Annotated in this window: 18 protein-coding genes; 9 read left to right on the top strand and 9 right to left on the bottom strand. The window is 69.9% G+C overall.

The genetic code is table 11. From position 1 onward, the window contains the following. Positions 1-71 precede the first annotated feature (71 nt). Complete coding sequence (locus EV671_RS07300) at positions 72-887, bottom strand: type 2 periplasmic-binding domain-containing protein (RefSeq protein WP_132570635.1); 816 nt, start codon at positions 885-887, stop codon at positions 72-74. A 95-nt stretch (positions 888-982) separates the two neighbouring features. Then, positions 983-1,834, bottom strand: coding sequence for an AraC family transcriptional regulator (locus EV671_RS07295; protein WP_243655624.1), 852 nt, complete (start codon positions 1,832-1,834; stop codon positions 983-985). A gap of 59 nt (positions 1,835-1,893) precedes the next feature. Between EV671_RS07295 and EV671_RS07290 the strand changes: the two genes are divergently transcribed. Further along, a complete protein-coding gene (locus EV671_RS07290; RefSeq protein ID WP_243655623.1) occupies positions 1,894-3,255 on the top strand; it encodes a cytochrome P450 in 1,362 nt (453 codons plus the stop codon). A 12-nt stretch (positions 3,256-3,267) separates the two neighbouring features. Here the strand turns inward: EV671_RS07290 and EV671_RS07285 are convergent, their stop codons facing one another. Beyond that, the gene (locus tag EV671_RS07285; protein WP_132570634.1) at positions 3,268-3,510 is read right to left on the bottom strand and encodes a DUF3297 family protein; all 243 of its coding nucleotides are present in this window, start codon (positions 3,508-3,510) and stop codon (positions 3,268-3,270) included. Positions 3,511-3,793: 283 nt separating this feature from the next. Between EV671_RS07285 and EV671_RS07280 the strand changes: the two genes are divergently transcribed. The 3 genes from EV671_RS07280 (at position 3,794) to EV671_RS07270 (ending at position 6,179) form a co-directional block, all read left to right on the top strand. Then, positions 3,794-4,162, top strand: coding sequence for a VOC family protein (locus tag EV671_RS07280; protein ID WP_132570633.1), 369 nt, complete (start codon positions 3,794-3,796; stop codon positions 4,160-4,162). Positions 4,163-4,494: 332 nt separating this feature from the next. Next, positions 4,495-4,707 carry a hypothetical protein gene (locus EV671_RS07275; RefSeq protein WP_132570632.1) on the top strand — a complete coding sequence of 71 codons (213 nt, stop codon included), beginning with the start codon at positions 4,495-4,497 and terminating at the stop codon, positions 4,705-4,707. A 32-nt stretch (positions 4,708-4,739) separates the two neighbouring features. Then, positions 4,740-6,179, top strand: coding sequence for an aminotransferase-like domain-containing protein (locus tag EV671_RS07270; protein WP_132570631.1), 1,440 nt, complete (start codon positions 4,740-4,742; stop codon positions 6,177-6,179). 110 nt (positions 6,180-6,289) lie between these two features. Here the strand turns inward: EV671_RS07270 and aceK are convergent, their stop codons facing one another. Then, the gene (gene aceK / locus EV671_RS07265) at positions 6,290-8,053 is read right to left on the bottom strand and encodes a bifunctional isocitrate dehydrogenase kinase/phosphatase (RefSeq protein ID WP_132570630.1); all 1,764 of its coding nucleotides are present in this window, start codon (positions 8,051-8,053) and stop codon (positions 6,290-6,292) included. A gap of 212 nt (positions 8,054-8,265) precedes the next feature. Between aceK and EV671_RS07260 the strand changes: the two genes are divergently transcribed. Continuing rightward, positions 8,266-8,895 (top strand): FxDxF family PEP-CTERM protein, encoded by a 630-nt coding sequence (locus tag EV671_RS07260; RefSeq protein ID WP_132570629.1) that lies wholly within the window; start codon positions 8,266-8,268, stop codon positions 8,893-8,895. A gap of 46 nt (positions 8,896-8,941) precedes the next feature. On the opposite strand, the gene can is transcribed toward EV671_RS07260, so the two are convergent. Genes can through EV671_RS07245 form a run of 3 tightly spaced genes read right to left on the bottom strand, consistent with a single transcriptional unit; the run spans position 8,942 to position 11,705 of the window. Next, positions 8,942-9,610 carry a carbonate dehydratase gene (gene can, locus EV671_RS07255; RefSeq protein ID WP_132570628.1) on the bottom strand — a complete coding sequence of 223 codons (669 nt, stop codon included), beginning with the start codon at positions 9,608-9,610 and terminating at the stop codon, positions 8,942-8,944. Beyond that, the gene (locus EV671_RS07250; protein WP_132570627.1) at positions 9,607-10,530 is read right to left on the bottom strand and encodes a pyridoxal-phosphate dependent enzyme; all 924 of its coding nucleotides are present in this window, start codon (positions 10,528-10,530) and stop codon (positions 9,607-9,609) included. The genes can and EV671_RS07250 overlap by 4 nt, the downstream gene beginning before the upstream one ends. Further along, on the bottom strand, positions 10,527-11,705 hold the full coding sequence (locus EV671_RS07245) for an isovaleryl-CoA dehydrogenase (protein ID WP_132570626.1): 1,179 nt from the start codon (positions 11,703-11,705) through the stop codon (positions 10,527-10,529). Before EV671_RS07245 ends, EV671_RS07250 begins: the two co-directional genes overlap by 4 nt. A 121-nt stretch (positions 11,706-11,826) precedes the next feature. On the opposite strand from EV671_RS07245, the gene EV671_RS27715 reads away from it, so the two are divergent. Beyond that, the gene (locus EV671_RS27715) at positions 11,827-13,392 is read left to right on the top strand and encodes a methyl-accepting chemotaxis protein (RefSeq protein WP_132570625.1); all 1,566 of its coding nucleotides are present in this window, start codon (positions 11,827-11,829) and stop codon (positions 13,390-13,392) included. Here EV671_RS27715 and EV671_RS07235 read toward each other — a convergent pair. Next, positions 13,379-14,278 (bottom strand): LysR family transcriptional regulator, encoded by a 900-nt coding sequence (locus tag EV671_RS07235; protein WP_132570624.1) that lies wholly within the window; start codon positions 14,276-14,278, stop codon positions 13,379-13,381. The genes EV671_RS27715 and EV671_RS07235 overlap by 14 nt on opposite strands. A gap of 111 nt (positions 14,279-14,389) precedes the next feature. On the opposite strand from EV671_RS07235, the gene EV671_RS07230 reads away from it, so the two are divergent. Together EV671_RS07230 and EV671_RS07225 are read left to right on the top strand one after the other, a co-directional pair. Continuing rightward, positions 14,390-15,073, top strand: a complete 684-nt coding sequence (locus tag EV671_RS07230; RefSeq protein WP_132570623.1) for a Bax inhibitor-1/YccA family protein — start codon at positions 14,390-14,392, stop codon at positions 15,071-15,073. 582 nt (positions 15,074-15,655) lie between these two features. Further along, positions 15,656-16,987, top strand: coding sequence for an NRAMP family divalent metal transporter (locus tag EV671_RS07225; protein WP_243655622.1), 1,332 nt, complete (start codon positions 15,656-15,658; stop codon positions 16,985-16,987). A 198-nt stretch (positions 16,988-17,185) separates the two neighbouring features. Here the strand turns inward: EV671_RS07225 and EV671_RS07220 are convergent, their stop codons facing one another. Next, positions 17,186-18,274, bottom strand: a complete 1,089-nt coding sequence (locus EV671_RS07220; protein WP_243655621.1) for a LacI family DNA-binding transcriptional regulator — start codon at positions 18,272-18,274, stop codon at positions 17,186-17,188. Between the two features lie 290 nt (positions 18,275-18,564). Here EV671_RS07220 and EV671_RS07215 point away from each other — a divergent pair, with 290 nt between their 5' ends. Beyond that, the gene (locus tag EV671_RS07215) at positions 18,565-19,764 is read left to right on the top strand and encodes an ROK family transcriptional regulator (protein WP_132570622.1); all 1,200 of its coding nucleotides are present in this window, start codon (positions 18,565-18,567) and stop codon (positions 19,762-19,764) included. Positions 19,765-19,766: the final 2 nt, after the last annotated feature.

Raw genomic sequence — 19,766 nt, 5'->3', positions numbered from 1 at the left:
CTCCGTGGGTCAATCAGATGCGCCATTTTGCGCGATCAATTGACGCAAGCGTCAATTGCGACCGCAATGCCTTAGCGCTCCAGGCGGACTTGCGGCGGTGGAGACGGCAGCGACTGGCCGCAGTCCACCGGCCGGGCGTCGGGCTCCAGCCGGCGCACGGCATGGCAGAACTCGGCCCAGAACGCGCGCGTCCAGCGGCCGTGGCGCTGCATGAAGGCCTGCGCCGCCGGCGCGAAATACGGCTGCCAGGCCGCCAGCGGCGCCCACTCCACCAGCAAGGCGCGCTGCTCGGGCGTCAGCCCCTCGCGCACGGTCAGCAGCAGGTCGAAGCGCTGGGCCAGCAGCATGGCCACCTCGCCGTCGGGGTTCAGGATGGGCTCGACCGCCCAGCCGCGTTGGCCGGCCAGAACTTCCTGCACGCTGCCGGCCAGCACGCCCACGCGCAGGCCGGGCGGCAGGTCGACGCCATTCCAGGCCGCGTCGGGCACGGTGCCGGCGCGGCCGTACAAGGCCATGTGGCCGAAGACCGGCGCCCAGGCGGTGTCGGGCCGGCCCTGGGCATCAAGCGGAAAGCTGAAGGCGCGCAGCCGCTGCGGCGACGGGCCGTAGAGCAGTGCGAACTGGACTTCGCCATTGGCCAGCGCGGCGTTGAGCCGGCGCCTGGGCAGACGCAGCAGTTCGGCGGAGCAGCCGATGCGATGCAGGGCCTCGCGCACGGCGGCAACGCTCCAGCCCGGCGGCTCGGCAAAGGTCGGTCCCTGGCCGAGCAGGACGGGCGGCGTGGCGCGGTCGCCGAAGCCGATGCGCAGGGGTTGTGGGCAGTCCAGCGCCCAGGCTCCAGGTGCAAGCAGGGCGCAGGTCAGGGCCGGGAACAGCAGGCGGCGCATGAGGCCAGTGTAGGAAGAAGCTCCCGCACCGGCGGTCGGAGAAACTTCCTGGCCCGGTGAATCCGTGAAATCGGTGGTGCGCGGCGCCCCGCCACTCAGCGCCAGAGTCGATAGGCCCAGAAGGCCTCCTCGGCCCGGATGCGCCGGCGCAGCTCCTCGGGGCTGAAGCCGGTCAGCCGGCGCGTCTCGCGGCAAAGGTGGCTCTGATCGGCATAGTCGGTTTCGGCGGCGATGTCGGCCCAGTTGAAGCCGGGCCGGCCCTCGGCCGCGGCCACCGCGTAGAAGGCCGCCTCCGCGCGCGACACCGCGCGCAGCTCGCGCAGCGGCAGGCCGGCCCAGGCCTTGATGCGGCGCTCCAGCTGGCGCAGGCTGCGGCCGGCCGCGCTGGTCGCGGCGCGCACGGCCAGGGCCTCGGTCCAGGCGGCGTAGCGCTGGCCCGGCCGCTGCGCGCCCAGGGCCTGCCAGCGCGGCAGCAGGAAGCCCTCCAGCAGCCGCAGCCGCGTCGCGTCGTCCGCTGCGGCGCCCAGGCTCGCGGCCCAGTCGCACCAGTCGGGCGGCAGCACCTCGCGGGCATCGACGACCCGGTTGACGTGGCGGTCCGGCGCGACATCGGTCAGCGCGGCGAAGGCATCGGGCAGCATCAGCAGCTTGAAGGCCGAGACCTCGCCCGGGTTGCGCGTGTGCGTAGGCAGCGTGAACGGGCCGGCGAACAGCACAGGCGCATGGCACGGCTCGGCGGGCGGCGTCGAGAAGCCCGGCGTGGCCAGCCATTCGCTGCCGCCCTCGGCCCACCAGAACAGGCTGACCAGCGGCGTGGCGGGAAAGTAGTTCTCACGCTGCAGGGCATCGAGGCTGCGGCCGCGCGTGTCGCGCAGCATCACGCCGCGCACGCAACCGGCCAGGGCCAGCGGCGGCAGCCAGAGGCGGGTGCCCGGATGCGCTTCCATCTGGTCAGTGTCGCATTCGTTCAAGACCCCATCGGGCCACCGGGCGCAGCATCCAGCCCATGCCGACAAGCCTGACCTGGAACGACCTGCCCGCCCATCCCGACCGCTGGTGGGGCCTGCCCGTGCTGGCCGCGATGCGGCGCGACTACCTCGCCGTCATCGCGCGGCAGCAGGCGCTGGGCGACCTTGCCGGCCAGCGCATCCTGGCCGAGCGCGGCGTCGACGTCTTCGACCCCGAGTTATTGCGCGAGGTGATGGTCGAGCATGCCGACGCGCTGATCCGCTGGGAGCGCGGGCCCGAGGTGTTCGCGGGGCTGATGGGCCAGTCCGTCCTCGTCACCGAGGGCGCCACCTGGCAGCGCCAGCGCCGCATGCTGATGCCGGCCTTCGCGCCCCGGCGCGTGGCCGGCTATGCCGCGCTGATGACCGAGGCCGCCGTGGCGGGGCTGGACGGCGTGGCCGGCGGCGAGGTCACGATGGACGGCCTGTTCAGCCACCTGACGATGGACGTCATCTCGCGCACGCTGTTCAGCACGCCCATTGGCGCGGACACGGCCGCCGCAGCGGCCGCCGTGCAGGTGCTCAGCGAAACGGCGCTGGCCGAGATGTTCTGGCCCTTCACGCTGCCCGACTGGCTGCCCCTGCCCGGCAAGGCTGCCAAGCGCCGCGCGCAACGCCTGATGCACGGCCTGCTGGCCGGCCACATCGATGCACGGCGCGCTTCGGGCGAGGCCCGCAGCGACCTGCTCGGCATGCTGATGGCGCTGCGCGATGACGCCACGGGCGAGGTGCTGTCGCCGAAGGAGGTCTACGACCAGTGCATGGTCAGCTTCCAGGCCGGCCACGAGACCAGCGCGACGGCCCTGCTGTGGTGGAGCTGGCTGCTGGCCGCCCACCCCGAGACCCAGGCGCGGGCACGCGCCGAGGTCGATGCCTTGCTGGGTGGGCGCGTGCCGACGGCCGACGACGCCGGCACCCTGCCCTATCTGAGCGCGACGCTGAAGGAGGCCATGCGCCTGTACCCGCCGGTGGCGGCGATGATGACGCGGCGGCTGACACGCGAGATCACGCTCGGCGGCGTGCGCCTGCCGGCGCGCACGCTGATCCGCGTGACGCCCTGGCTGCTGCACCGCGACCCGCGCTGGTGGCCGGACCCGCTGGCCTTCAGGCCCGCGCGCTTCCTGCCTTCATCGGCAGGTCAGGCGCCGCACGAGATCCCGCGCGGCGCCTACATCCCCTTCGGCCTCGGGCCACGGGTCTGCCTGGGCCAGCATTTCGCGGTGCTGGAGATGACGCTGATCGCGGCGCTGCTGCTGCAGCGCTTCGAACTGAGCCCCGTGAGCCAGGAAGCACCGAAGCCGCGCATGGCGGTCACGCTGAGGCCCGAAGGCGGGTTGAGACTGACCCTGCAACGGCGCTGAGCGCCGGAATGCTTATCGATAGAAGGCTTCGACCTGGCCCTTGAGCTTGATGCACAGCGGCCGGCCCTTGCGGTCCAGCGTCTTGCCGGCGGGCACCTTGATCCAGCCCTCGCTGATGCAGTACTCCTCGACGTCGCTGCGCTCCTTGCCGTTGAAGCGGATGCCGATGTCGTGCTCGAACACGGCGGCGACGTGGTGGGGGCTGCGCGGGTCGACGCTGAGATGGTCGGGCAGTGCGGGGCGGGTATCGGTCATGGTGTTGGCGGGGCTGAAGCCTGTTGAGGCGACATTGTGCCGGGCAGGAGATGGAGCCCCCGGCCCAGCGGGTACGCTGGTCCGCCCCCCGCGGGGGCGGCGATGCTCGCGGCATTGAGCCGCGAGCACATCGCCAGTACGGGCCGGCTTGGGAGCGGCCCGGCGCTCGGCCCGCAAAATCCCGGTTTCATGCCGTGTGGTGCCGCGAACGCGGAATGGATAGCTGACACGTCCTGTCACTGCCAGCGCCGAGCATGGCGCCACCACAACCTGGGAGACCGCCATGCAGCCCGACTGCCTCATCCTCTACGTGCACAGCCCCGCCGAGAGCGTGCTCTTCTATCGCTCGCTGCTGGGCCGCGAGCCGGTGGAGCAGAGCCCCAACTTCGCGATGTTCATGCTCAACGACAAGACCATGCTCGGCCTCTGGGCCGCGCACGACGTGCAGCCGGCCGGCCCGCACCGCGGCGGCGGCGCGGAGATCGGCATCACGGTCGGCAGCGACGCCGAAGTGAACGCCGCGGTCGCCGCCTGGAAAGCCTCCGGCTGGCCGGTGCTCCAGGCTCCGACGGCGATGGACTTCGGCTTCACCGCCGTCACGGCAGACCCCGACGGGCACCGGGTGCGGGTGTTCAGGCCGACGCAGGGGTGAGGGGGCGAGCGGCCATGCACTTGCAGTGTTCCGGCAAGCCTGCGGCGGCTTCAGGCTGACAGCGGCGCTATGGGTCCGCACATACCGGCAGCCGCTCTTGAACCGGAGCTGTCCTTGGCGCGCCGCGACAGCCCAGCGACCAAGGAGGCAACTTGTCGTGCAGATCGGCGCGCGGCGGCGTGTCCTCTCGCTACCGAGGTAGTGAATCGTGTCCTCGCTCTCTGTGTCAGCCGCGACGCTGATACAGGCGAGTGAGCCTATGTGCGGTCTGTGCCTGTGCGGCAGCGTGGGCGATGCCTATCGTGACCCATCACCTCACGGAGGATCACGTCATGCAACGCACCGTCACCTTGACTTCGCAACCTGCCGCGGTCGCAGCCTCGCGCTGGGGCGCGTGGTTGAGGCACGCATGGGACGAGCTCACTCTGGATGCCGACGAGCGCTTCCTGCGCGGAGCTCGCGATCTGACCGACCTCGAATCGCGACTGCGCCGCCTGGAGCGTGGCCCTGCTGAGCGCTTCGCTGCGCTTCCTCCCGATGCGTGAGTGAGAATCGCGTCACCGCGTGGAGGACTCCGTTGTTCACCCTGGATCGCCAGTCGACCGTGCCGCTGGCTGCGCAGATCGAGCAGCAAATGCGGCGGCTGCTCGAGCGCGGGCAACTTGCGGCGGGTGCGCGACTGCCCTCGATCCGACGGCTGGCGCAGCAGCTCGGTGTCAGTCCGAACACCGTCATCGTCGCCTACGACCGACTGGTTGCCGAGGCGGCGCTGGAAGCGCGAGGCAAGGCCGGCTACTTTGTCTCGCCCTGGGCGCATGGTGGAGCCGAGACAGCCGCTCTGCTGGAAGCGGGTGACGAGCAGGACCCAGTCTGGCTCGCGCAGCAGTCCAATGATCAGCCGCCTGGGTTGCTGCTGGCCAGCAGCAGCGCCTTGCCTGCGAGCTGGCTGCAAGACGCCGTGCCCGCCACTGTGGTCCATCGCGCCTTCGCCGCGTTGCCGGGCGGCATGGCGACACGCTGCCCGCCCCAGGGCCTACCGGCTCTGCGCGAGCGCCTAGCCTTGCTGATGCGTGGCCAAGGCATTCCCGTCGATGCTAGCCGAGTGATGACAACGCACGGAGCCTCCCAGGCCATCGACGTGATTTGCCACGCTTTCGTGCAGCCGGGTGATGTGGTGCTCGTCGAGAACCCTGGCTATCACCTGCTGCCCATGCGACTGGCGCAAGCCCATGCGCGAGTGCTGTCCGTAGAGCGGGGCCCCAACGGGGTAGACCTTGCGCAGCTGGAGCAGCTCTTCACCGAGCACCGCCCGCGCCTCTTCTTCATGCAGAACACCTTGCACAACCCCACCGGCTGGACGGCGCCGCCCGCCAATTTGCACCGCGTGCTGACGCTGGCCGAACGCCACGACGTGCTGATAGCCGAGGACGATGTCTACGGCCACCTGCTACCGGGCCAAGGTGCGCGGCTCGCGCAACTCTCTAGCCTGTCGAGGGTGATTTACTACGCAAGCTTCTGTAAGGTGTTGAGTCCGACGCTGCGCATGGGCTACGTGGCGGCTGAGCCGACCCTCCTCAAGCCAATGCTCAAGCACAAGATCTATTCCTCGCTCACCGGCTCGGCGCTGAGCGAGTCCATCGTGCTGGAGCTTTTGACCGCCGGACGAGTGCGCAAGCATTTCGACCGCCTTCAAGGCCAGCTCGCCGCGGCGCACAGCTCAAGCCTGCGGCTGCTACGCGCCGCCGGCATCACGTTCGAGAGCCCTGGCGAGGCGGGGCTCTTCCTCTGGGGCCGCGCGCCCGAGGGCGTCGATATTGAAGTCCTGGTGAAAGACGCCTGGCAGCAAGGCATCCTGCTCGCCGGCGGCGCCACATTCAGCCCGCTCGGTCCTGCGTCACCCTGCCTGCGATTCAACGTGGTGCTGAGCCAGCATGTCCGGCTGACGCGTTACCTCGAACAGCGGCTGGACGCGTTGGCGCAGGGTCATGGCACCTTGCAGCGACTCGCGCGAACCTGAGTCGAACGGCCGGGGTGTGGTGGAAAGCGTGAGGTCGCAGGCGGGTCGCTGTCGACATCAATCGCCGCAAAGCAGACAACGCCGGCAGTTCCCTCCGCGACGGACTCCGCTCACCCCGCCGCAAACCGCCGCGCCACGTCATACGGAAACACGTCATGCACATGCCCCGCCAGGATGCGCCGCTTGCGGGCATTCCAGAACTCGGCATCCAGCAGCTCCGCGTGATGCCGCAGGAAGACCTCGCGCACCTTGGGATTGCCGAGCAGAAAGGGGCCGAAGGTCTCGGGGAAGACGTCGCGCGGCGCGACGCTCCACCAGACCTCGCCTGACATCTCCTCCTCCTCGTTGCGCGGCTCGGGCACGCGGCGGAAGTTGCAGTCGCTCAGGTATTCGATCTCGTCGTAGTCGTAGAACACAACCTTGCCATGGCGGGTCACGCCGAAGTTCTTCCACAGCATGTCGCCGGGGAAGATGTTGGCGGCCACGAGGTCCTTGATCGCATTGCCGTACTCGATGACGACGCGCTCCACCTGCTCGGGTGTCGCGTCGCGCAGGTAGATGTTGAGCGGCACCATGCGGCGCTCGATGTAGACATGCTTGATGACGAGGTCGTCACCGTTTTCTTGGAGCAGGCTGGGGCAGAAATGCTTCAGCTCGGCCAACAGCTCCGGCTCGAAGCGGTGGCGCGGGAAGGCCACGCGGGTGTATTCCAGCGTGTCGGCCATGCGGCCGACGCGGTCGTGGGTCTTCACGAGCAGGTATTTGCTCTGGATCAGCTCGCGGCTGGTGTCCTTCTGCGGCGGGTAGAAGTCCTTGATGACCTTGAACACGAAGGGCCAGCTCGGCAGGTCGAAGACCAGCATGACCATGCCCTTGATGCCCGGCGCGATGCGAAAGCGGTCGCTGCTGTGCTTCAGGTGGTAGAGGAAGTCGCGGTAGAAGAGGTTCTTGCCCTGCTTCTGCAGGCCCAGGGCCGAGTAGATCTCGGAGCGCGGCTTGCGCGGCATCATGGAGCGCAGGAACTGCACATAGGCGCTGGGCACCTCCATGTCGACGAGAAAATAGGCGCGCGCGAAGCTGAACAGCATCAAGAGGTCGTCCTCGCCGAACAGGGCCGCGTCGATGAAGAAGCCGCCGTCGCGATCGCGGCGCAGGATGGGCAGCGCGAACGGCGTCTCGGTGAAGCCGTTGATGATCTTGCCGACGACGTAGGCGCCCTTGTTGCGGTAGAACAGGCTGGACAGCACCTGCAGCTGGAAGTTGGCACGCCAGCGGAACTCGCCGAGCTGGCGCTGCACGGCGGCCAGCACGCGGTCGACGTCGCGGTCCAGGTCGACGAACTCGCCGCCGAGCTGGAAGTTGGTGATGACGCGCCGGATCGTGTCACGCAGCGTGTCGGGCGTGGGGTAGTAGGCCCGGTAGGTGGGCAGCGCGGCGGGTTCGTCGTTCTCGATGTATTCGGTCGAGACGGCCGGCCGCACGAAGATGAAGTCGTTGTGGAAGTAGGCGTGATGCAGGATGCGCGTGCAGACCGAGTTGAAGAAGGTCTCGGCCAGTTCGGGCTGCAGGTGGTTGGTCAGCAGGCCGATGTAGTGCAGCTTGACCTGCTGCCAGACCGCCATCGGCAGCGCGGACGCAGCAAAGCGCCGCTCCAGCAGCACGCTGGCCTCGGCGACGCGGGTGTCGTAGAACTCGATGCGCAATGCCTGGGCCCGCTGCTGGCCCTGCCAGTCGCCACGCTCGAAACGGCCCTTGGCCTCGGCCGACGTGGCGCGGAACAGCCGGTAGTGGCGGTTGAAGCCCTCGAGCAGCGCCAGGGCGATCTCGAAGGCACGCGGGTCGGTGAGCTTGGGAGGGAAGGCGGCGGCGGTCATCGGGCACGGGGCGGTCGGTTCGGCGTGGATGCGCGGCCGACCCAGGGCCGGCATCGTCCGACCGGATCGTATGTGGCATTGCGGTTCACACACGATAGCCCGAACGGTGCAGGAATCGGCGCGGCGCCGGGGCCCTGGCTGTCTTGAGCCGCCGCGATAGTGGGCTGTGTCGCGGCGCCATCGCGTCCCTGCATCACCCCGGAGGAAACGTCATGATTCGCAAGTTCACCGGCACGGCCCTGGCCGTCCTCGCGCTGCTCGGCGCCTTCAGCACCGGCGCGCAGGCCGCCGCCGTGACCAGCAAGCAGGTCGACCTGGGCTCCCTCGGCGTGCCCGCTTCGTCGCTTAACTTCGGCAACAGCTTCTCGGTCAACGGCGCGACGGCGTCGTCCGTCGGCGGCAACTCGTTCGCCACCACGGACACCTTCTACGACACCTATACCTTCAGCGTGCCGACCGCGGGCTTCAACAGCTTCACGGCGTCGCTGGAGCTGGGCAATTTCCTGGCCATCAGCAACCTGTCGTCGCGCCTCTACGCGGGCACGCCGGTTGCCGCCGGCACGGTGTTCGGCGGCAACCCGGCCCTGATCAGGCCCTGGAGCACCAACGAAACCAACACCACCAATGTGGCGGCCGGCAACGGCATGTTCAACATGATCAGCGTTCCCACGCTGGCGGCCGGCGTCTACACGCTGGAAGTGCGGGGCCAGGTCGCCGGCACCGTGGGCGGTGCCTACGCCGGCGTCATCAACGTGGCGGCCATTCCCGAACCCTCCACCTATCTGATGTTCGGGCTCGGCCTGGGCCTGATGGGGCTACGGATCCGCCGCCAGCCGCGCTGAAAAGGAGCCCCCGGGCCAGCGGGCACGCTGGCCTGCTCCCCCATGTTCAGCCCGCGTGGCGCGCCTTGACGCCCGCCAGCGCGCGGCGGTAGGCCGGGTCGACGTCGGCGGCGCTGGCGGCCGTCAATGCCAGGTCCTCCAGAAGGCCGTTGTGCAGGCCGTAGACCCAGCCGTGCACGACGACCTCCTGGCCGCGCGCCCAGGCGTCCTGCACGACAGTCGTGTGGCAGGCGTTGCGGGCCTGCTCCAGCACGTTCAGTTCGACCAGCGCGTCGACGCGCCTGGCCTCGGGCAGCGTGTCCAGCCAGGCCTGGTGCATGTGGCGCACGTCCTGCACATGGCGGATCCAGTTGTCGGCCAGGCCGACGCGCAGGTCCTTCAGCGCCGCGACGACGCCGCCGCAGTTGCTGTGGCCGACGACGATGACGTGGCGCACCTTGAGCTGGTCCACCGCGAACTGCATGACGGACAGGCAGTTCAGGTCGGAGTGCACGACGACGTTGGCGACGTTGCGGTGCACGAAGAGCTCGCCGGGCAGCAGGTCGACGAGCTCGTTGGCCGGCACGCGGCTGTCGGCGCAGCCTATCCACAGGTATTGCGGCGTCTGCTGCTTGAGCAGGCGCGAGAAGAAGCCCGGCTCGCCGGCCTCGGTGTCGGCGGCCCAGCGCCTGTTGTTGTCGAGCAGGTCCTGCAGTTCGTGATTGGTGGTCGTCATGGCTTGATTGTCGTGGGGGCTGCCCAGGAACGGAGCAGTTCCAGCGAAACAGCCATGCCGCCACAGACCTCGACGAGAACCCGCCCGAAACCGCCGGCATGGCGGTCCACGGCCGCCAGCGCGGCGCCGCAGGCCGGCTCGACGAGGACACGATGCGCGTCGGCGAAACGAATGCAGGCCGCGGTTGCCTCGGCGTCGCTGACCTGCACGGCATGGGTCGGATGCGAGCGGGCACGCTCGAAGGCCTCGGCCGCGACGCGGCGGGCGCCCAGCGAGGTCGCGATGGAGGTGATGGCCGACAGGCTGGCCAGTTGCCGCGCGTCCAGGCTGGCCTTCAGGCTGGACGCACCCTCGGTCTCCACGGCGATGACGGGCACATGGCCCAGGCCGTGGCGGCGCAGGCCTTCGACGATGCCGCAGAACAGGCCGCCACCGCCGACGGCCGTGACGACGGCGTCGAAACCGACGCCGGCCTCGACGACCTCGTCGATCAGTGTCGAGTGGCCGGCCCACAGCAGCGGGTGGTCGAAGGGATGCACATAGGCCGCGCCGCGCTCGGCGGCGAGGCGCAGCGCGAACTCGTGCGCCTCGTCCCAGACCGCGCCGTGGCGCAACACCTCGGCGCCGCGCGCGGCCAGGCGCTCGGCCACTGCGGCGCTGCTGGTCAGCGGCAGCACGATGGCCACCGGCAGGCCGAGGGCGATGGCCGCATGCGCCGCTGCGAAGCCGGCATTGCCGCCGGATGCACAGACGATGGCCTTGGCGCCCTCTGCCGCTGACTGCTGCACCAGCCGCCCGACGCCGCGCAGCTTGAAGCTGCCGCTGGGCTGCAGCGCGTCCATCTTCAGCCAGACCTCGGGGTGCTCGAACAAGCCCGGGGCCGCGCGCAGCAGCGGCGTATTGATGTGCAAAGCCTTCACATCGTCTCTGCGAACAGCTCCCTGCCAATCAGCATGCGGCGGATTTCCGACGTGCCTGCGCCGATTTCGTAGAGCTTCGCGTCACGCCACAGCCGGCCCAGCGGGTACTCGTTGATATAGCCGTTGCCGCCGAAGATCTGCACGCCCTCGCCGGCCATCCAGGTGGCCTTCTCGGCCGTCCACAGGATGACGGAGGCGCAGTCCTTGCGCACCTGGCGCACATGCTCGGCGCCCAGCATGTCGAGGTTCTTGGCCACCGTGTAGGCGAAGCTGCGCGCCGCCTGCAGCACGGTGTACATGTCGGCCACCTTGCCCTGGATGAGCTGGAACTCGCCGATGCTCTGGCCGAACTGCTTGCGGTCGTGGATATAGGGCACGACGTTGTCCATCACGCTCTGCATGATGCCCAGCGGCCCGCCGGTCAGCACGGCGCGCTCGTAGTCCAGGCCCGACATCAGCACCTTGGCGCCACCGTTGACCGTGCCCAGCACGTTCTCGGCCGGCACCTCGACGTCCTGGAACACCAGCTCTCCGGTGTGCGAGCCGCGCATGCCGAGCTTGTCGAGCTTCTGCGCGATGCTGAAGCCCTTCATGCCCTTCTCGATCAGGAAGGCCGTCACGCCGCGCGCGCCCAGTTCGGGCTCGGTCTTGGCGTAGACCACCAGCGTGTCGGCATCGGGGCCGTTGGTGATCCACATCTTGTTGCCGTTGAGGACGTAGTAGCCGCCCTTGTCCTCGGCACGCAGCTTCATGCTGATGACGTCGGAGCCGGCGCCCGGCTCGCTCATTGCCAGCGCGCCGACATGCTCACCGCTGATGAGCTTGGGCAGGTAACGGCTGCGCTGGGCGTCGCTGCCATTGCGCTTGATCTGGTTCACGCACAGGTTGCTGTGCGCGCCGTAGGACAGGCCCACCGAGGCGCTGGCGCGGCTGATCTCCTCCATCGCCACCATGTGGGCGAGATAGCCCATGTTGGCGCCGCCGTACTGCTCGGGCACGGTGATGCCGAGCACGCCGAGGTCGCCCATCTTGCGCCACAGGTCCATGGGAAAGCAGTCGCTGCGGTCGATCTCCGCCGCGCGCGGGGCGATCTCTTCGTCGGCAAAGGCGCGCACCGCGTCGCGCAGCGCGTCGATGTCTTCACCGAGTTGGAAGTTGAGGCCGGGCAAATTCATGCGGAATATCTCCTTCTCACCCGCGCTCGACCCGGTTAAAACTGGGCTGCCGGGGTAATTTGATTGACGTGAACGTCAACTGTAGCAACTGCTGCGCCCACCGGCCCGTTGAGGAGACAACATGCTGAACCAGATGAGTTTCCAGCGCCGCATCGCGCTGCTGCTGGGCACCGCCATTGCCGGCGTGGTGCTGTTGATCGTGATCAACACGGTCCAGGCCTACAACGACATCATGGCCGGGCGCCGCGAGGTCCTGCAGACGGCCCTGCAGGCCATCAGCAACCATGTGCTGGACCTGCAGCAGCAGGCCAGCGCCGGCAAGATCCCCGAGGACGTGGCCCAGGCCACGGCGCGCGAGGCCATCCGCGCGGCGCGCTTCGGCGGCGCCGACGGCAAGACCGAATACTTCTATGCCTGGACGCTGGACGGCGTCAGCGTCATGCACCCGATGAAGCTGGAGTGGGCCGGCAAGAACATGATGGACAAGATCGTCGACGGCAACGGCCGCAGGACGCTGCAGGACATGGTGGACGGGCTGCGCGCCTCCGGCAACGGCCGCGCCTTCGTCGACACCCGCTTCCCGCGCCCCGGCGGCAAGGACGCGGTGCCCAAGCTGCAGTACGTCGTGCAGATTCCCGGCTGGAACTGGATGGTCGGCTCCGGCCTCTACCTGGACGACGTCAAGGCCCTGGTCTGGCGCGCCGCGCTGGAGCAGATCGGCATCGGCGCCGTCGTGCTGGTCATCACCGTGGCCATGGGCCTGGCCATCGCGCGCAGCGTGCTCGGCCAGCTCGGCGGCGAGCCGCGCGTGGCCATCGCGGCCATGCAGGACGTCGCGCGCGGCGACCTCAGCCCGCGCCTGTCGTCCGCGCGCGGCGACAGCCTGATGGGCCAGATGCAGGCCATGGTCGAGGCGCTGCGCACGACGATCGGCCAGGTGCGCGCCGCCATCGACTCCATCTCGACCGCGGCCGGCGAGATCGCCCAGGGCAACCAGGACCTCTCCGCCCGCACCGAGCAGGCCGCGTCCAACCTGCAGCAGACCGCCAGCTCGATGGAAGAGATGAGCGGCGCCGTCGGCCAGAGCGCCGACACGGCCCGCCAGGCCAACCAGCTCGCCGTGTCCGCGGCCGAGGCGGCCCAGCGCGGCGGCAGCGTCGTGGCCCGAGTGACCGAGAGCATGGCCGGCATCACCGACAGCTCGCGCCGCATCGGGGACATCATCGGCGTCATCGACGGCATCGCCTTCCAGACCAATATCCTGGCGCTGAACGCCGCGGTGGAGGCGGCCCGCGCCGGCGAGCAGGGCCGTGGCTTCGCGGTCGTGGCCGGCGAGGTGCGCTCGCTGGCCCAGCGCAGCGCCGAGGCGGCCAAGGAGATCAAGTCGCTGATCGGCGCCTCGGTCAGCAATGTGGAGCAGGGCGCCGGCCTCGTCGAGCAGACCGGCAAAGCCATGCAGGACATCGTCGGCAGCGTCAGCCGCGTGTCCGACCTGATCGGCGAGATCGCCGCCGCCGCCAGCGAACAGCGCGACGGCATCCAGCAGGTCAACCAGGCCGTCACCCAGCTCGACCAGATGACGCAGCAGAACGCGGCGCTGGTGGAGGAGTCCGCCGCCGCCGCGCAGTCGATGCGCGAGCAGGCGCAGCGGCTGGCGGAGGCGGTCTCGGCCTTCAGGCTGGGCTAGCGGCGCCCGGCTGCGGCAGCAGCCGGCGCACCAGCGGGTGGCTGATCTTCTTGTCGGTGCCCACCGCGTAGAACTGCTCGGCCAGGCCCTCGGCCCGGCCGACGTTGACGAGGCCGTAGCGGCCCGTCAGCGCATCGTCCACGGCCGTCGCCGCCGGGAACACGCCCAGGCCCTCGCTGCCGAAGGTGGCCAGCAGCGCGCTGTCCTCGAACTCACCGGCAATGCGCGGGCGCAGGCCCTGCTCGGCCAGCCACTGGTCCAGGCGCGGGCGCAGCGCGGCGTGGGAAGTCGGCAGCAGCAGCGGCACGTCGGCCAGCGAGGCGGGGAAGTCGCGCGCCGCGGCCTGGGCCCAGCGCGGGTGGGCATACCAGGCGACGGGCGAGCTGCCCAGCGAATGGCTGTAGACGCGCAGATTCGGGTTGGCCGGCGCCGGGCGGTCGGCCAGCACCACGTCCAGCCGGTGCAGGGCCAGGTCGCCGAGCAGGTCGTCGAACTCGTCCTCGTGGCAGAGCAGGCGCAGCTGCGGCGTATCGAGGATGGGCGCGAGCAGGCGCTGCGCAACGAGCTTGGGCAGGCCGTCCGAGATGCCCACGGCCAGCCGCAACGCAGGCGTCGTGGCGGCGTCGCGCACGCGCTCGGGCAGGGTCTCGCCGATCTGGAAGATCTGCTCGGCCTGCTCCAGCGCCGCGATGCCGGCGTCCGTCAGCGCCAGGCCGCGGCCGGCCGGCTTCAGCAGCGCGGCGCCCAGAGCCTGCTCCAGCTCGCGCACCTGGGTCGACACCGTCTGCACCGACAGGCCCAGCTTCGCCGCCGCGCGGGTCAGCCCACCCTCCTTGGCCACGGCCCAGAAGTAGTACAGATGGCGGTAGCTGAAGCTCAGGCTCATGGCGAGTTAACAACAAGTTATCCAGAAGTATCCCTTCCTGATTTTCTGCTTTTTTATGTTGAGTTCAGCGCCTAGTCTGGCGCTCTTTCCATTGGCCTCAGGAGGTTTGCCATGCCACACCCGACCCGCACCCTCGCGATCGCGACGCCCTACGGCGGCGCGGTCGATCGCGACACCGCCCATCGCGTGCTGCGCAACACCCATGCCCTGCTGTCGATGACGCTGCTGTTCAGCGCCGCCGTCGCCGCCGCGGCCGTGGCCTTCCAACTACCGGCGCCGGGCCTGATCCTGACGCTGGTGGCCTATTTCGGCCTGCTGTTCGGCATCCACAAGCTGAAGAACCGTAGCTCGGCAGTCGGCCTCGTCTTCGCGCTGACCGGCTTCATGGGCTGGACGCTGGGCCCGCTGCTGAGCCGCACGCTGGCCCTGCCCTCGGGCGGCCAGGCCGTCATGCTGGCGCTGGGCGCCACCGGCGCCGTCTTCCTGGCGCTGTCGGCCTATGCGACGACGACCCGGCGCGACCTGTCCTGGATGGGCGGCTTCCTGTTCGCCGGCATGGTCGTCGCGCTGCTGGCGGGCCTGGCCGCCATGTTCTTCCAGATCCCGGCGCTGGCGCTGACGGTCTCGGCCGTCGTGGCCCTGCTGTCGGCCGGCCTGATCCTGTTCGAGACCAAGCAGATCGTCGACGGCGGCGAGACCAACTACGTGCTGGCCACCGTCAGCCTGTTCGTATCGGTCTTCAACCTGTTCACCAGCCTGCTGCAGCTGTTCGGCTTCATGGGCTCGGACGAGTAAGCCGACCGAAAAACGATCGCCCACCCGGCGCCCGAGCCGCAAGGGGGCCTCATCAAACCGCCCACGGGCCACACCCGGTCCGCCGGCGGGAACCAACCACGAGTGCGTTCAGAAGCTCGCGCGCCGGCCGCAAGGGGGTGCTCATCGCTCGTCCCCGGTTTGCTTCTTTTCGCCGCCACGATTGGGGCGGAAAGCGCTTTTCAACCACAGGAATGCTGCCTGAGCCAACCCGTATCCGTTCACGAACCCAAGCCTTGCGGCTGGGTGTCGCGCGGCGATTTCAAATTGACGCTCCCCAGGGGGCGAAAGAGAATCCCGCCACCTTCACTTGACGGCATTGCCATGAACCCAGCGCCTAGTCGCTGGCCTTCGCCGTCCAGTCACTAGCCGCTCGACATCCCGTCGAGCCGGCGGCGCACCGGGCGGTGGAGGCATCGACCTGACCACCCCCGGGGCCCGCGGCCCAGCCCATCGGCACCCTGCCACGCGGTACTCCCCGGACACCTTTCGTGACCTCGCGGCGCCAGCAGAGCGCGCCGCGCTCAGCCGCCGCGCCCCTGGGCCGGCGCAGGGGAGACGCCCGTGCAACAGCTCATCGCCCGCAACGCCATCCTGTCCCGTGCTTTCGAGACGGCCCGCGGCCACCTGCCCGACACCCGGGCCTTCACCCAGCGCCTGGGGCCGGGTCTCATCACCGGCGCCGCCGACGACGACCCGAGCGGCATCGCCACCTACTCGCAGGCCGGCTCGCAATTCCGCTTCGGCCTGGTCTGGACGCTGCTGCTGACGACGCCGCTGATGATCGGCATCCAGATGCTGTCGGCGCGCATCGGCTGGGTCACCGGCGAAGGCCTGGCCGCCAATATCGCCAAGGTCTGCCCGCGCTGGCTGACGATGGGCCTGGTGGCGCTGCTGGTCGTCGCCAACACCATCAACATCGCGGCCGACATCGGCGCGATGGCCGAGGCCGCCCGCCTGCTGATGGGCGGGCCCAGGGTGCTGTTCATCGTCGGCTTCGGCGCCGCCTGCGTGCTGGGCCAGGTGTTCTTCTCGTACGAGCGCTCGGTGCGCATCCTGAAGTGGCTGACGCTGGCGCTGTTCTCCTACTTCGCCGTCGTCATGGTCGTGCACGTGCCCTGGCACCAGGCCACCATCGAATCCCTGCAGCCCTGGGCCTTCTTCCCGGCCGAGGCCAGGCTCGGCGACTACGCCAGCATGGTCGTCGCCGTGCTCGGCACGACCATCAGCCCCTATCTCTTCTTCTGGCAGGCCGCCCAGGAGGTCGAGGACCAGCAGAAACGCCCGCATGCCGCCGAACTGCGTCCGCTGCCGGCCTATGCCCAGGAACACCTGTTCCGCATCAAGCAGGACACCTACATCGGCATGTCCTTCTCCAACATCATCGCGCTGTGCATCGTGCTGGCCACGGCCGTGACGCTGAACATGCACGGCATCACCAACATCCAGACCTCGTCCGAGGCCGCCGAGGCGCTGCGCCCGGTGGCCGGAGAGTTCGCGTTCGCCGTGTTCGCGCTGGGCATCGTGGGCACAGGCCTGCTGGCCGTGCCGGTGCTCGCCGGCTCCGCGGCCTACGCGGTGAGCGAGGCGTTCGGCTGGAAGGCCAGCCTCTCGCACGGCTTCCACGAGGCACGCGGCTTCTACGCCATCATCATCGCCGCCACCGGCATCGGCACGCTGATGAGCCTGTTCGAGCTCGACCCGATCAAGGCCCTGGTCTGGAGCGCCATCGTCAACGGCGTCATCTCGGTGCCCATCATGGTGGCGATGATGTGGATCGGCCAGTCGCCGCGCGTGATGGGCAGCCTGACGATGTCCGGCCGGCACCGCTTCTTCGGTTGGGCCGCCACCGGCGTGATGGCCGTTGCCGTGGTGGTGATGTTCGTCACGGCCTGAACGCCGGGCCGTTGGGGCCCTGCAAGTCGACATGGCCGTTGGCGTTCTGGTGCCGGGCCTGCGGAACTCGCTGAGGGCGCCGCTCGCCTCGCGCCAGCGCAGGCCAGACCCGTGGCGAGCTGCTCCACGCCGGCGGCGAACAGGCGCAGCGGCAGGAAGGCCTCGTCCGGCACCTTGACGGCCGGGTCGGGCCGCGTGTCAGCCGGCGGCGCCCAGGCGCAGCGGGGGGCGCAGGCGCGGTGCGGCGTCGGACTGGCGGCGCACCAGCTCGAAGTCCATCAGCTCGTGCTCGGGCGCGAGCGGCTCGCCGCCGCGGCGTGCGCGGATGTGGCGCACCAGCAGGTCCACCGCGGCGCCGGCCATCTCCATGATGGGCTGGCGCACGGTGGTCAGCTCGGGCCAGATGGTCGTGGCCAGCGGCGCGTCGTCGAAGCCGACGACGGTCAGGTCGCTGGGCACGTCCAGGCCCAGGCGGTGGGCGATGGCGACGGTGGCCGCGGCCATGTCGTCGTTGCTGGCGAAGATGGCCGTGGGCCGGCGCTCCTGGCTCAGCAGCATCTCCGCCGCGTCCAGGCCCGAGCGGTAGGTGAACATGCCCTGGGCGACGACCTCCTCCTCGGCGATGTTGAGGCCGGCATCGGCCATCGCGGCATGGAAGCCCGCGAGGCGGCGCGCGCTGCTGCTCTGGTAGGGGTCGCCGATGATGAAGCCCAGGCGGTGATGGCCCAGGGCCAGCAGGTGGCGGGTCATCTCGTTGGCGGCCTGGTAGTCGTCGATGCCGACGGCGCAGACGGCCTCGGGCGGCACGCCGCTGGACACGACGACGGCCGGCGTCCCGGTCTCGGCCACGAGCCTGAGCAGGGGCTGGGAGTCGCAGAAGGGCGGCGGCAGGATGAGGCCGTCGATGCCGTTGGCGATCATCTCGGCCACCGGCTTCTCCTCGCCCTCGCGCGCAGCCTCGCAGCGCTGCACGACCAGCTGCACATGGCGCAGGCTGGCCTTGTTCAGCAGGCCGATCAGGAACTCGTTCAGGTAGCCCGCCGTCGGGTCGATGTAGAGCATGCCGATGCGGATGGGCTCCGAGCCGGCCAGGTGGCGGGCGGCCTGGTTGGGCACGTAGTTCAGCTCGGCGACGGCAGCCTGGACCTTCTCGCGTGTGCCGGCACGCACGTTCTGCTCGCCGTTGATGACCCGCGACACCGTCATGGGCGACACCCCGGCGAGGCTCGCCACATCGGCAATGGTGGCGACCTTGGGGCTGCGCCCGGCACGAGCGGTTGGCTTCAAAGGGGTCCCTTGAGTGTTGACTCGGTCAATGTAGCGGGCCGGCAGGGCCGCCGCGATCTGGTTGCGCAATCATATGACCACCCAAGCACCGACCTCCGATGCCGGAACTGCTGGTGACGCTCATAGTCTCCCAGCAGCAGACCTCAGGTTTTACGCGAATGTTAGAGATTTCGCACTTGCGCAAAGGCAAATGGTAGCGCTACATTTTTGACCGTGACAAGCCGGCGCCGTCAGCGTCGCGGCATGGAGACAAGCTTGAAACCGCCACACCCGCACCGCCCGCACCCGCCATGCAGCTGACCGGCGACCAGCACCTGCTGAAGAACCTGAACCGCATGGCCATCGTGCGCCAGCTCAGCGCCCACCCGGGCCAGTCGCGCGCCGTGCTGGCCGAGGCGTTGATGCTGACCAAGTCCACCGTCAGCGGCCTGGTGCGCGAGCTGATCGACGAGGGCTGGCTGCTGGAGCGCGAGGTCGTCGCCACCGGCGAGCTCGGCCGCCGGCCCACGCCGCTCTTCATCCATCAGGGCCGCCTCGTGCTGCTGGGCGCCGAGATCGGCGTCGACGGCGTGCACGCGATCGCGACCTCGCTGACCGGCGACATCCTGGCCCGCCTGCGCAGCCCGCTGGATGCCAGCCGCGACGCCCGCCGGGCGATGGCCCAGCTCGCCCGGCTGCTGCTGCAGCTGCACGCGCGGCTGGACGGCGCCACCCAGCGGGTCGTCGGCATCGGCGTGGGCCTGCCCGGCGGCGTGGACGAGGCCAGCGGCCATCTGTTCTTCGCGCCCAACCTCGGCTGGCGCGACCTGCCGGCGGCGCAGCTGCTGGCCGGCCATCTGCGCGGCAGCGCGCTGCAGGCCGCGCCCCTCTACCTGCAGAACGAGGCCGACGTGGCCGTCATCGGCGAGCTGGAGTTCGCCGCCGAGCGCCGGCCCGACCCGCTGGTCTACCTGAGCCTGGGCCTGGGCGTGGGGGCCGGCGTCGTCGTCGAGGACCGGCTGCTGACCGGCGCGCGCGGCATGGCCGGCGAGGTCGGCCACACGACGCTGCAGATCGACGGCCCGGCCTGCTCCTGCGGACGCCTGGGCTGCGCCGAGGCGCTGATCGGCTTTCGCGCGATGCTGGACCCCGGCGCGGCCAGCGCCGGCCTCGCCGAGGTGCGGCGCCGCCTGGCCGACGCACCCGCCGACGCCGAGGCCGCCATCGCCCGCGCCGGCCGCTACCTCGGCATGCTGCTGGGCAACCTCAGCGCCGCCTACGACCCCGGCAGCATCGTGCTCGGCGGCCCCGCCGTCGAGCTCGGCGCGCCCCTGCTGCGGCCCGCCTTCCAGATGCTGGAGCGCCATGCCGGCGCCGCCGGCCTGCAGCCACCGCTGGTCACCGTGTCGCGCTTCGGCGCCGACGCGGTCGCCGTGGGCGCTGCGGCACTCGCCCGCTACCGACTCACCCGCCCCCTGATCGCCGCCAGCCGCCTGGCCGCGGCCGCCTGAAC

The organism is Roseateles saccharophilus, assembly GCF_004342485.1.
Lineage (GTDB): Bacteria > Pseudomonadota > Gammaproteobacteria > Burkholderiales > Burkholderiaceae_C > Pelomonas > Pelomonas saccharophila.
This window is presented reverse-complemented; position numbering and strand designations above follow the sequence as displayed.